Here is a 12,700-nt window from a genome sequence, read left to right as displayed (position 1 = left end):
TGCGCCGGACTTCCCCGCCCGTTGCTGCGCGGATCAAAGGTTCAGACGGGCTTTCTGAGGAGCGCCGAGCCTTTACTGATGCCACATCACGATCACCGGATAAAGCCACGAACCGTTGATCACCCGCATTTCCGGTCCCCTCTGACGTGCCGACTGGAGGTGATGACGGGCGGAAAAAGGGCTTCGCATGTTTGAGCCCGAAGGGCGAGTTTGCGAAGACCCCGCACGGCATTGCCGGAGGGAGGGAACCCCCGAAGGGGGCGCGGCAGCGGGGTACGTTTCTTTGCCTTCTTTCTTGTCGTACAACAAGAAAGAAGGTCGCCCGCCGGGGCGAGACCCGGCCGATGTAAGGTCATACACCGGAAATCCGTCCAGCAAGGGCTTAACCCGCAGAAGGTCGAATGGAATGAACCACCAAGGTTCGCACAAAGTGTGGAAAGCGCTTCCCTCTCCAAGCCCAGCGGGCCTGCCCGGAAGAGTCATTACTCACTTAACGCGCACATAGCCTAAAAAAAAGCGGTCTCCCCGTTGCAGGGGAAGACCGCACTTTGCGGGTGTTGCGAAACCTTCAGCCGCTTACCAGGTGTAGCGGGCGTTGACGCCGACCATGCTGTTCCTGCCGGGGGCGGGCTCGTAGTAGCGGTCGTTGCCGTCGCCGACGACCACCGAGCCGATGTACTGACGATCGAAGAGGTTGTCGATGCGGGCGAATTCGGTGAGGCGCCACTGGCCGAGCCGTTGTTCGGCGGTGAGGCGCAGGTTGGCGATGGCGTAGGCGGGGGCCGGGCGTTTGGCGTCGGTGCCGGCGGCGTTGTTGGTGTCCTCGACGAACACCCGGCTGCGGTAAATGGCTTCGACGGTGGCGGTGATGCCGGGCAGCGGCTTCCAGGCCAGGTCACCGAACAGGGTGGTGCGCGGAATGCCGGGCAGGCTGTTGCCGGCCGGAATACTGGCGCCGATGGCCTCGTCGTAGATCGCGCGCAGGTGCGACACGGCGAAGCGGCTGCTGAGGTTGCGCTGCCAGGCGGTGTCGAAGGAGGCCTCGACGCCCTGGCGCAGGGTTTTGCCGGCGTTGCGATAGCTGGTGCGGCCGTCGGCGGAGGCGGCCACCACGAGTTCGTCTTCGGTGGCGATCTGGAACAGCGCCACATTCACGCGGCTGGCCGCGCCGACGAAGGCCTTGGCGCCGATCTCGAAGTGCTGGCTGCGCGAGGGCTTGAGGCCGAAGTTGAAGCCGTTTGCGGGCGGAATCGCGTAGAACATTTCGTTGAGGGTCGGCGTCTCGAAGCCCCGCGCGGCGCTGGCGTAGAGGTTGATGGCCGGATTGAGCTTGTACACCACGCCGAGCATCGGGGTGCTGCGCCGGTAGCTGCGGCTGCCGCTGTCGTTGCCGTTGTCGGCGGTGATGTAGTCGTCGGCCACCTTGAACTTGACGTTGCTGTGCCTGAGGCCCGCCGTGAATGCCCAGTCGCCGCGCGCCCATTCGGCCTGAATGTAGGGGTCGAGGCTTTCGACGGTGTCGGTTTCCTTGCGGCGCAGCTTGCCTTTTACGCCGAGGGCCGTGGCGCTGGTGAAGTTTTCATAGCCGTTTCGCTGGTCGGTGCTGCTGTCGTAGTCGATGCCGACGGTGGTGGTCAGCTTGCCGCCGGCGGCCTCGCGCACGGCGATGTAGCGGGCGCCGATGCCGTAAAAGTTGCGGTCGAAATCGATGATGCCGCCGGAGTGGCCGGGGTTGGAAAGCTGCACGGTGCGCGGGATCGACTGGAACTGGATCACGCTGCGCTGGCCGGCGTAGGCGGACACCTGCAGCCGGTCGGCCCCGAGGCGCCGTTCGTAGGCGACGCCGCCCTGCAGGTGGTCGATGCTCTTTCTGGTGTTGTAGGTGAGGGCGGCGGCCTCGACGCTGCGCGGGCTGGCCTGGGCGGTGCTCCACCGGAGGCCGAGCGGGTCTTGCGTGTTGTGCTGCCACAGGCCATTGACGACAAAGGTGAGCTTGCTGTCGTCGTCGGGTTTGGCGGTGATCTTGGCGAAGGCCTGTTCGCGGGTGGCGGCGCTGTGGTCGCGGTAGCCGTCGGTGGAAAAGCGCGAGGCGTTGATCACGTAGCCAAGCCCGTCGAGCTTGCCTTGGGCGGTGAGATCGGCCTTGGTGGTGCCGTAGCTGCCGGCGGCAAAGCCGCCTTCCACGCTGGGCCGGGCTTCGGGTTCGCGGGTGAACAGCTGGATGACGCCGCCCGCGTGGTTGCCGTAGATGGCCGAATAAGGGCCGCGCAGCACTTCCATGCGCTCGGCCACGTCGAGGTTGAAGGTGGCGGCCTGGCCCTGGCCGTCGGGCATGCTGGCCGGAATGCCGTCGGCAACCAGCTTGACGCCGCGCACGCCGAAGGCCGAGCGGGCGCCGAAGCCGCGGGTGGAAATCTGCAGATCCTGGGCGTAGTTCTGGCGGTTGTTGGCGATCACGCCGGGCACGGCGGCGAGGGCTTCGGAGGCATTCACGCGGGGCTGGCCGGCGGTGATCTGGTCCCGGTCGAGCACGTCGATGGCGGCCGGCATGTCGAAGCTGGCAGCCTCGGCACGGCTGCCGGTGACAACGACCGGGTTGAGGGTGAGCGGCGCGCTGTCGGCGCCGAAGGCCGGGCCCGCGGCGAGGGCGGCGAGCGCCGTGGCGAGGGCGGTGGGCTGGAAGCGGGGGGGCATGGCGGGTGTCTCCGTGGTCTGTTTTTTGTCCGTTGCGGCTACGGACGCTGGGGCAGAACTTAGCGAAGAAGCGTCGCCGCCGCGTCATGAAAATCGTGATTTGCGCGGAAGGATGGGGCAGGGAAGGGCAAGAATGGGCAAGAAAGGGCAGGGTGCCAGCGGTTCGCCTGGCGGTGGCTATACTTCAAGACTCCCCAGCCGGAAATTTGCGAGATGCCGTTGATCCGCCGGATCATGAGTGCTGCCTGGCGTCGTGCCTTGTTCAGGCTTGCGGCGCTGGCAGTGCTTGTGGGCTTTGCAGTGCCGTGCCTGGCGCAGATGCCGGTGACGGTGCAGCTCAAGGGGCGAGACGGTTTTCTGTTTGCCAGCTATTTCGCGATGGATCACCGCGAAGAAATTGCGGCTCCGGTCCATGCGCGTCATTCCAGCGAACACCCGCTGGATTTCCGTCTTTACGATGCGCGCCCGATGCTTCCGCTGATCCTGCCGCACAGTGCTGAAATCCATGCCGGGATTGGCGTGCTGGCGCCGGGCTTCGATTTCAGCCGCTTTTCTTACTCCCCGGCCCAGAGCGCCCGGCTTGACGCCGATCTCAATGGGCTGCGCACTTACCTGGCCTGGGCCGTGGCCCTGGTCAGCCTGCTCGGCGTGATGGCGGTCTACATCCACCTTATCAACCGGCGCCTTCGCCGCAGCGTGGCCGAGACGCAGCAGGCGGCCGAAAAGCTGCAGACCAGCGAAGAGAAATACCGCCTCCTGACCGAAACGATGAAGGACGTGGTGTGGACGGTGGATACCGAGACGCTCGATTTCATCTACATCAGCCCCTCTGTTGAGCGCCTGCGTGGTTACAAGCCCGAGGAGCTTGTCGCCACGCCGATCGACGGCATGTTCCGCGCCGAGGACATGGAGCTGATCCGCAGCCTGCTGCGCCAGCGCGTCGAGGCCTTTGTTGGCGGGCTTGAGTGCTTTTACACCGACGAGGCCGAACTGCCCTGCAAGGACGGTGGCACGGTGTGGGTCGAAATGGTGACCACCTTCTGCCGCAATCCCCGCACCGGGCGCATCGAGCTGCACGGCGTCAGCCGGGATATCTCCGAGCGCCGGGCGAGCCAGGCGCGCATTGCCTACATGGCCGAGCACGACATGCTCACCGACCTGCCGAACCGGGCCCTCGTCACCGACCGCCTGCGCCAGGCCCTGACGGCCGCCCGCCGCAATCTGCACCGGGTTGCGCTGCTGTACATCGATCTCGACCGCTTCAAGCCGGTGAATGACATCTATGGTCACGCCGTGGGCGATCTGCTGCTGCGCGAGGCGGCGGACCGCATGCGCCTGTGCGTGCGCGAGTCGGACACCGTCGGGCGCTTTGGCGGCGACGAGTTCGTGGTGCTGCTTCCCCACGTGGAATCCGAAAGCGACGCACTCCGGGTGGCCGAAAAAATCCGCCATGCCATCGGCGAGCCTTTCCGGCTGGGGGGGCTGACGCTCGAGGTCTCGTCGAGCATCGGCATCGCCGTCTATCCCCACCATGGCAGCGACGATGTGAGCCTGCTGCTCCACGCCGACAGCGCCATGTACGACGCCAAGCACGGCGGCCGTGACCGGGTGTGCATCTTCGGCGGCAGCGCGCCCTGAGCGCGACGCAACTGCTTACAGTCGATTACAGCGCGCCGGCCGGTCTTGTCGCACGATGGGCGTGTCGGGCGTCGCGCCTTGTGCGGAGTGCGGGTGTTATCGTGGTTCCGGCAGGCCTTTGCGGCCATTCGGCAAGTAATCAACCGGAGGTTTTGGCGATGAAACGAATTCTTTGTGCGACGCTGCTGGGGGCCTTTGCCCAGGGCGCGCTGGCCGCCGATGTCGGCGTGTCGATCAGCATCGGCGACCCCAATTTTTATGGACGCCTGGACATCGGCAACTTTCCGCGGCCGGTGCTGATGTACCCGCAGCCGGTCATCATCCAGCCTGCTCCCCGGGCTTACGCGCCCCAGCCCCTGTACCTGCGCGTGCCGCCCGGCCACGCCAAAAACTGGCGCAAGCACTGCAGCCGCTACAACGCCTGCGGGCGACCGGTCTATTTTGTCCAGGATAGCTGGTACCGCGACGTCTATGCCCCGCGCTACCGTTCCGGGCCCGACTATCGTCCGGGGCCCGATTACCGTCCCGCACCGCCGCCGCGCGGCGAGCGTTACGAAGAGCGCCGCGAGCAGCGTGTCGATGATCGCCGTGACGATCGGCGCGATCATCGCGAACAGCGCCAGGATGATCGCCGCGAGCGCGCCGACGAGCGTGGTGATCGCGGCGGCCGTGGCGGTGGCCGTGGCAACGAAGGTGGCGGGCACGGACACGGGCGCCACGACTGACCTGTTCCGGGTCAAGGTTGCAGCGGGCCGGCCGGCGTAGGCTTGATAAACCGTCGGCGAAGGCGTCGGCGGGCGGATGCCAGCTTCCCGGAACGCCCATGAAATTTTCAGCCCACCCTCTTTGGCTCGTCGGTTTTCGGCCGTTTTTTCTGCTCGCCTGCCTGTCGGGCCTGAGCTTTCCCATCTTGTGGGCGCTGATGTTTACGGGCGTGCTGCCGGCGCCGGCGGGGCGCTTCTTGCCGGTTCAATGGCATGCCCACGAAATGTTCTTCGGCTTTGGCTGGGCGGTGATCGGCGGCTTTTTGCTCACCTCCACCAAAAATTGGGTGCAGGTGCGCGGCTACCACGGTGCCGCGCTGATCGGGCTGGTGGCCGCCTGGGTGCTGGAGCGGGTCGGCATGGCCTTTGGCGGTGCCTGGCCGGGCTGGCTGTTCTGGCTGTCAAACCTGGTCTTTCTCGGCAGCATCGTCGTCATGCTGCTGTGGACGCTGCTGCGTTACCGCAAGCAGGATTCCTTTCGCGACAACTACTTCTTTCTCTTCGTGCTGCCGGCCTTTCTCGCCGCCAAGCTGCTGATCCTCGACGCTGGGCACTTCCAGGCGGGCTGGACGATGGCGATCGGCCTCTTTCGCATGGCCTTCCTGGTGATGCTGGAGCGCACGCTCACCCAGTTCATGAAGGGCGTTTTTCAGGCGGAATTGCTGCGCGACCCGCGGCTCGATGCGGCCATCAAGCTGTCGGCGCTGACGCTGGTTTTTCAGGCCTGGCTGCCGTCCTGGCTGGCCGGCGCGCTGCTGCTGGTGTGCGCGGTGCTGCTGTTGGTGCGCTTTGCCGGCTGGAAGCCCGGCCTCGCGATGACGCGCATCGACCTGGCGGTGATGTACCTGGGTTATCTCGCCATCGTCGGCCAGTTGCTGCTCGAGCTGGCCGGCATCGTGTGGGCGCCGGTGTGGGTTGGCAGCGTGTCGGTGCATCTTTTCAGCTTCGGGGTGATGGGCCTGATCATTCCGCCGATGCTGGTGCGCATCTCCAAGGGCCACACCGGCCGCAAGGTGGTTTTTGATGCCGGCGACAAGCTGCTGATCTGGATCATGCTGGCAGCCTTGGTGGTGCGCATCGTGCTGCCGCAGTTCATGCCTGAGGTGTATGGCCGCTGGGTGCATATCGCGGCGGGCGGCTGGTTTTTATGCTTCACGATTCTCGGTGCGCGCCTGCTGCCGCGCCTGCTTGCCCCGCGGGTGGATGGCAAGGAGCACTGAGCGCTTGTCCATGAATAGTCCGTCGTTCGAATGGGGCTGAGTCATCTTCCCCTAGGCCTCTTGTTCACGGACAAGCTCTTATCCATGCTTCGCTCAGTCGAGCGCCAATAGCTGCCGCACTGAGGCGATAGCCTCATCCCAAGTTTCAGTCACGGCTGCGATAACCCGCTCATCGGCCTCGCCCAAGCGTTTCTCCTCGAACCAGCCTTCATTGTGTTCGTTGATCCGCTCCCGATAACCCTTACCGCGGCCCCACTCGTTACCGCATTCCGTCCAGAAATCCTTGTCGACTCGCATGTCGTCGGCGTGAACGCTTTCCCCGACCAGCTGCGCTTTGCGCACGACCCCGTCGAAGCCGGTCTCTACAGCCCGCACCGTCTGCTGTACGAGGCCGTGGGCATCTGCGAATTGGTCGTCCTGCAGGAGGTTTGTCGCTATCGCCTTGAACTCTTTGAGCTTAGGCTCGACAAGCGTGGTTGCGATGCGCCGTGCGCCATGGCTGAGCTGATGCGCGTAGTTAAGTTTCCACCAATCGCCGTCGCGAACGATAGCCGCGTACACCGTGCTCGGGTGCGCAGCGTTGACGGCCAAAACAAGGCTGTCATGCACGTGGCGTTTTGTGCTGGTCGGCAGCTTCGCATTGTTGTCGATCCACGTCTGCAGGCGTTGTGCCGCCGCCTGCATGATCACGTGCGCCTGATCTTTCTCATAGTTCGCAAGCAGCGCGGTAGCCCCCTTGATGATCTCGCGCAGGGTTTCCCTTTGTGACTCGCGGACTGCCTCTATCCGCCCAAGAATAAACGACCTGAGCGCCTGCGGCTCGTCTTCGGCTGCATTGAAGAAGGCCACCGGCAAACTGGAAAGTCCACTGCGATGCAACGCAAGCTGCACCTCCTCGCCCTTCACTTCATAGCCTTCTTCGACCGTCTGTACGGGATACCCGTTGTCCTTTACCGCGAGTGCTTCGCCAGTGTGTGGTAGTGCAAGAATCGCCGCGTGTGTTTCAAGTGTCCTAATGCCACCGTCCCGAGCGCGGGTCAGCAACTGCCGAACTGCAGTTGCCGGCGCCTCATTGAACTTGCTGCATAGCACCACGATCGTGTGTGGGTCGTCGAAGTGCTGTTCGAGATCGCGTCGCTCTGCCAGGTCGTCGATCCCCTGCGTATCTACCAAGGTTACCGACAATGAGTCGTTACCAAGCACCGTGCTCGGTATCACGAGTTCGATGCGCTTAGGTATGGTGAAGTCTTCGTGAAGGCCGTTGTTGGTGCGGTAAAACATGTCATGCAGCCATTCGAGTGGGGGCTTACCACTTTCCGGCACATACCAGAGATCCCGACGATCACGACCGTGCAACTTCATGCGTGCCAGGATCTCTACTGACAAGGTCTTGACATCGGCTGTGTTCGTCGCGAGGGCGCGCGCCTCATCAACCGCCGGAACTACCGATCCATCGGCTTTCCTTTCTGCCCGTCGGCGGCGTAACCCAGACATATTGCGCAGCGCACGCTCCACTTCTCGGGAGATGCCCGGCGACCCAGACTCACCGCCCTCGCTTTCTTCGCCCTGCGGACCTAGTTGCGACGGGTGCAGCAAAAAGTTGGCGAAGTCCGAAACGTAGCGCCGGATTTCGTCGTCAGAGCAAGGCTCAACTATCAGGCCGTAGCCCGGACCTTGGCGGACATGGTCCTCGCAGATAGTGATGCCTCCTGCACCCGTCTCGAGGACGGCCTTCGGCATTCCTTTTCCTGTTGCGATCTCCAGGCCTTCCGCCCGGCAGATGGCCGTCGATTTGCCCACACCGATGGTGCCGACGAAGGTGACGCGGAAGCGCTTGTCTGCCACGCGTGCGGCTGCGGCGAGCAACTCTTCTTGATACCGCACCAGCCGACGCTCATAGAACTGCTTTACTTCAGGCTGCTCTGCCAACTGGTGAACCTGCTGGGCCGCCCGCTCGGCCTCCCAAAGCAAATCAGTGTCGGCATCACCCAGCGCGGCTTCAGGCAGGATGACCCACTTTCTCGCCAGCACTTCCTTCAGCTTTAGTGCCCCGGGTGTTCCTATGCCGTTGAGGATAATGTCTAGTTCATCGTCTGTGAGTTGTCGCTCACCATTCTCGATGCGAGATAGTACGGCTGCGCTCCACGGCAGCTTCTTAGCAAGTTCGTTTTGCTTGATAGCAGCCTGATCGCGCAGGCTGGCGATGTACATCCCAATGGCTGTGTCGCGGTTCATGATGACCTCAATTTATTTGATTTTGAAATCTTATCGCAACGTTTCATTGGGTGAAGAATTTTTTTCTGTTCAGGTGTGAATCTAACCGATTCAGTCGGATTAAGAGCTTGTGCGTAAATAAGAGGCTGAGGCAGTGGCGGTGATTCGGCCCCAGGCCGACGCCGGGCTATTCATAGACAAGCACTGACACCAGGGCGGGTGGGCGTTTCATGGTCTAGTTTGGTAGATATGCCAATCTGTTTTTTGGCTGCCCGGCCGGCAACGCTGCCGCGCGGGCTCTTCGGGAGACTGCCATGGAACGCGCCGGATTGACCTGCCTGCTGTGCACCGCCGCACTCACGTTTCCGCTTCTTGCTCATGCCGATGCGCTGACGCGGCCCGGCGCCGAGGATTCCGCCTGCCTGCCGGCCATTCCGCTGCCCGCCGCCGACGCGCCGGACCGTCGCATCGCCATCACGCTGGCGGGCGGTGGCACCAAGGCGTCCTCGTTCGCCATGGGCGTGCTGGGCGCGGCAGTGACCACCCCGCTTGCGCTGAGTGCCGACCGCACGCGCTACTCGAATGCGTTGTTCTGGCAGTCCGACGCGGTGTCGTCGGTGTCGGGCGGCAGCTACGCCGCCTTCTATCTGTACTCCCGGCTGATCCGCAACCGGCCGCTGGCGGGTGAGGCCACGCCGGCAGCGCTGGATCAATCGCGGGAGCTCACGCGCTATTTTCGCGACTGTATTCCGGCCCATTTCGAGGGCGTGCTTTCCGGCAAGGACAAGCGGCTCATCGAGGCCGAAGCCCGCGAGCGCGGGGTTGCGGTCGAAACGCTGTTTTGCCCGCCAAGCGTGCGGGCGGGCGACGACGACGGGTCGGCGGAGTTTGCGGCCGCCCAGGCACGGGCGCGTCGCTACTGGAACGAGATCCGGCCCGAAACGCGCAATCTCCAGTTTGTGCGCTGCCACGCCGACATCCTCACCTGGCAGCGCTGCGAGTTCAAAAACACGCCGGGCGCCGGCATTCGCAGCAAGACGAGCACCGCTGCGCTGGTCACGGTGCACATGCTGTCCTTGCCGATGGCCTGGCTGGCCAACACGATCTTCGACTGGCCGATCAACCTGTCGCCATCGCGCATGGTGTATCGCGAGGGCATCGGCATGGCTTACGGGCTCGAGCCCCTCGACGCCCGGGCGCTTGAAGGCGATGCGGGCTGGGCCGCGCAGTTGGGCGCGGTGAAGCACTTCGTGACCGAAGACGGCCAGGCGGATCTATCCACCCACACAACGCGCGGGCCGGACGAGGGCGGCATCTCCGGGCAGAACGGCGAGCTGCGCCTCCGGCCCGATCCAGCGCGCATGAGCTTTGCCGGCCTGAACAGCCTCTACGACGACGGCGCTCATTCGCCGCCGCGCTGGATCATCAACGCCACCGCCGCACCGAGCCGCTCCCTGCTGGGCTGGACCGGCCAGAACGACACCAACTTCGAGCGCGACATCTTTCACATGACGGGCGCTCAGCAATGCGCGGGCGGCGTCGGGCCGATCAATATCGACAAGGCCTTCCGCGATGTGGAGAGCGTCGAAAAACACGCCTCGCTGCTGACCGCCGTCAATGCGTCGGCAGCCTTCTTCGACGCCAACCAGCGGGTGTATGGCCAGCCGGTGCGCTTTCTGGCGGGCCTCGGGCTGCACGTCATCAACCTCAACTGGGGCATCGATGCGCTCAACGTGGGCGAATCCGGCGTGGCCAAAACCAGCGACATCCGCCGCGGCATTCACCTTGCGCTGCCGTTTCCGCTTTATCTCGGCGAGTCCTACTTCAGCTACGTGAGCCGGCGCGACCCGGTTTATGTGCGCCTGGTCGATGGCGGCTCGTCCGACAACCTGGGCGCCTACCGGCCCATCGCCGAATCGGTGAAGGACGTGATCATTTCCGATCACGCCCAGGACAGGGGCGGCTCGATGGGCGATCTGTGCCTGCTGCGCAACGAGTTGCTGATCCGCCGCGGCCTGCAGCTGCATGTTCCCGGCCTCGCCGGATGGCCGCAGGGCTGTTACGACGAACACGTGCTGCGCCGCTCCCGCATGCGGGACGCCGACACCACCGAAGCGGCCCGCAGCGCTTTCGATGCGCTCCTGAAAACGGCCGACAAGATGGACGCGGAGCAACGCTCGCGCACGGTGTCCTACCCGATCTGGGGCTGGCCGTATCCCTTCCTGGCCGCGTGCGTCAGCAAGAGCCCCGATCCGGACAGTTGCCTGCAAGCGCCCCAGTCGCGGCTGTGGATCGTCAAGCCGGCCTTCGACTACCCCGCCTGGCTGCGCGACCAGACCGCGGCAGGGGCGAACAAGGGGGACGGGCGCCGGGTTGTGAGTTGCGGCGGGGTCAGCGAGCTGCCCTGCGAGTCTTCGGCCCTGCTGGCGCGCCTGCTGGCAGGCACGCGGGAGTACTTCGACGAAGACTGGGAAACCCCGATCTTTCCGCAGGATTCCACCGTAAAAATGACCGTCAACTCCAACGCCGACCTGGTGGGAGCCTACCGGGAGCTGGGCCGCCACTACATGAAGATCGCCATCGGCGAACTCGACCGCAGCCGGGCGCCGGGGGGCGACGAACACTTTGCGGCGCTGCTGTGCTGGCAGGCACGGCATGCCATCGCGGGTACGGCGAGCGAGAAAAGCTTTCGCCTCGCCGCACCGCAATTCACCGACCTGGGCCTTGAAGGCTGGTCGCTCGCCGAGCGCGACGCGTCCCGCATGCCTGAAAACCTGCCTGGCGCCTGCACAACGCTGGGCCTGCAGGCCACGCAGTAAGAGAGCACGCTTTGCTTGCCGCTTGCCTATCCGCCGTCAAGGCGCGCTCCGCCGGGGGCTACTAGTCTGATTGACGGCGCCATCACGGCGCCGCCCATCAGCGATACCCAGGAGAGCCCATGCCTTACCCGGCGTTTTTCGATCTCGTTCCCCGCGTGCGAATGCACGATCCGCTGGCTGAATTTCTTGGCGCCTTCGAGGGCGGGATTGTCGAGTACGCGTACATCGACGCCGTCCGGCTGGCGGGGCATTCGTGCCCCACGGTGGCCGGCGCCTACTGGCTGACCCGCCAGTCCCTGGCCGCCCTGTACCCCGATGCCTTGCCCGAGCGGGGCGGCGTGCACGTGAGTTTTCGCGACAGCCAGGTGGCTGGCGTCACAGGTGTCATCGCCAACGTTGTGGCGCTGCTCACCGGCGCCACCGTCGATTCCGGCTTCAAGGGCCTGGCCGGGCGATTCGATCGCCGCAAGCTGCTGGCCTTCGATGCCGGCCAGCCCCTCGAGATCCGCTTCACCCGCATCGATACCGGCGCTGCCGTGGATGCCGCGGCCGCCATGCGCCAGGTGCCGGCCGATCCGCGCATGCCTTTGCTGATGCAGCGTTGCCTGGCCGGCGAAGCCACGCTTGATGAGGCCGGCGAGTTTCGCCAGCTGTGGCAGGAGCGGGTGCGCCGGGCGCTGCTCGAACACGGCGACGATCCCGAAGTCTTTGTTGTACGGCCTGTTGTTTGAATTCAAATAAAGCGCGTTGCTGCGAGGCGGGCAGGTTTCGTTTCGCAGACCAGGCGCAAAAATCCATGAGGAGACACTGATGAAGGACAAACCCGCAGCCCGGACACCGCCGGCGGAGACCGGCTTTTCATCGCCGCCCTGCTACGCGGCGGAATTTCCCGGCCATTTTGGTGAAGCGGGTGACGTGCCCGACGCCGCGGCCGAACTCACCGCCCGCCTCAACGCGCTGCTCGAAGCCGAGCGTGCCGGCGCCCGGGTGCTGGCGGTGCTGCGCGACAGCCTCGACAGCCGCTCCCCGGTACGTGGGCTGCTCGACCAGGTGCAGCGGGACGAAGGCGCCAACGCCGTGGTGCTCTACAAGACGATCCGGCGCCTCGGCGGCGAGGCTTCCCACGAAACCGGCGCCTTCTTCCAGAAAACCCTGGCCATCGACGGCCTCACCGAGCGCCTGCGCTTTGTGAACAAGGGCCAGGCCTGGGTGGTGCGCAAGATCGACGAAGTGCTGCCACTCGTCGACGACGATGCGGCCCGTGCGGTGCTCGAAAACATGCGGCGCTCGCACCTGGACAACATCGCCACATGCGACGCGCTGCTCGCCGAGGAGGGCTGAGCCGGGTTAG

General features: G+C 64.7%; 8 protein-coding genes. 6 read left to right on the top strand and 2 right to left on the bottom strand.

The genetic code is table 11. The annotated features are described in order from the left end of the window. Nucleotides 1–576 precede the first annotated feature (576 nt). A complete protein-coding gene (locus Q1W26_RS13285) occupies nucleotides 577–2,694 on the bottom strand; it encodes a TonB-dependent receptor (protein ID WP_300440940.1) in 2,118 nt (705 codons plus the stop codon). Nucleotides 2,695–2,907: 213 nt separating this feature from the next. On the opposite strand from Q1W26_RS13285, the gene Q1W26_RS13280 reads away from it, so the two are divergent. From Q1W26_RS13280 to Q1W26_RS13270, 3 genes are all read left to right on the top strand, one after another. Then, complete coding sequence (locus Q1W26_RS13280; protein WP_300440938.1) at nucleotides 2,908–4,332, top strand: sensor domain-containing diguanylate cyclase; 1,425 nt, start codon at nucleotides 2,908–2,910, stop codon at nucleotides 4,330–4,332. A gap of 158 nt (nucleotides 4,333–4,490) precedes the next feature. Then, nucleotides 4,491–5,057, top strand: coding sequence for a hypothetical protein (locus tag Q1W26_RS13275; protein WP_300440936.1), 567 nt, complete (start codon nucleotides 4,491–4,493; stop codon nucleotides 5,055–5,057). Between the two features lie 98 nt (nucleotides 5,058–5,155). Beyond that, the gene (locus Q1W26_RS13270) at nucleotides 5,156–6,316 is read left to right on the top strand and encodes an NnrS family protein (RefSeq protein ID WP_300440933.1); all 1,161 of its coding nucleotides are present in this window, start codon (nucleotides 5,156–5,158) and stop codon (nucleotides 6,314–6,316) included. A 93-nt stretch (nucleotides 6,317–6,409) separates the two neighbouring features. Here the strand turns inward: Q1W26_RS13270 and Q1W26_RS13265 are convergent, their stop codons facing one another. Further along, nucleotides 6,410–8,551: a helix-turn-helix transcriptional regulator gene (locus tag Q1W26_RS13265; RefSeq protein ID WP_300440932.1), complete on the bottom strand. Its 2,142-nt coding sequence runs from the start codon at nucleotides 8,549–8,551 to the stop codon at nucleotides 6,410–6,412. 293 nt (nucleotides 8,552–8,844) lie between these two features. Here Q1W26_RS13265 and Q1W26_RS13260 point away from each other — a divergent pair, with 293 nt between their 5' ends. The 3 genes from Q1W26_RS13260 (at nucleotide 8,845) to Q1W26_RS13250 (ending at nucleotide 12,690) form a co-directional block, all read left to right on the top strand. Next, nucleotides 8,845–11,349 (top strand): hypothetical protein, encoded by a 2,505-nt coding sequence (locus Q1W26_RS13260; RefSeq protein ID WP_300440929.1) that lies wholly within the window; start codon nucleotides 8,845–8,847, stop codon nucleotides 11,347–11,349. Nucleotides 11,350–11,468: 119 nt separating this feature from the next. Beyond that, entirely contained in the window at nucleotides 11,469–12,080 is a 612-nt protein-coding gene (locus Q1W26_RS13255; protein ID WP_300440926.1) for a hypothetical protein, read from the top strand. A 79-nt stretch (nucleotides 12,081–12,159) separates the two neighbouring features. Then, the gene (locus Q1W26_RS13250) at nucleotides 12,160–12,690 is read left to right on the top strand and encodes a DUF6306 domain-containing protein (protein ID WP_300440923.1); all 531 of its coding nucleotides are present in this window, start codon (nucleotides 12,160–12,162) and stop codon (nucleotides 12,688–12,690) included. Nucleotides 12,691–12,700: the final 10 nt, after the last annotated feature.

The organism is Zoogloea sp., assembly GCF_030157465.1.
Lineage (GTDB): Bacteria > Pseudomonadota > Gammaproteobacteria > Burkholderiales > Rhodocyclaceae > Zoogloea.
This window is presented reverse-complemented; position numbering and strand designations above follow the sequence as displayed.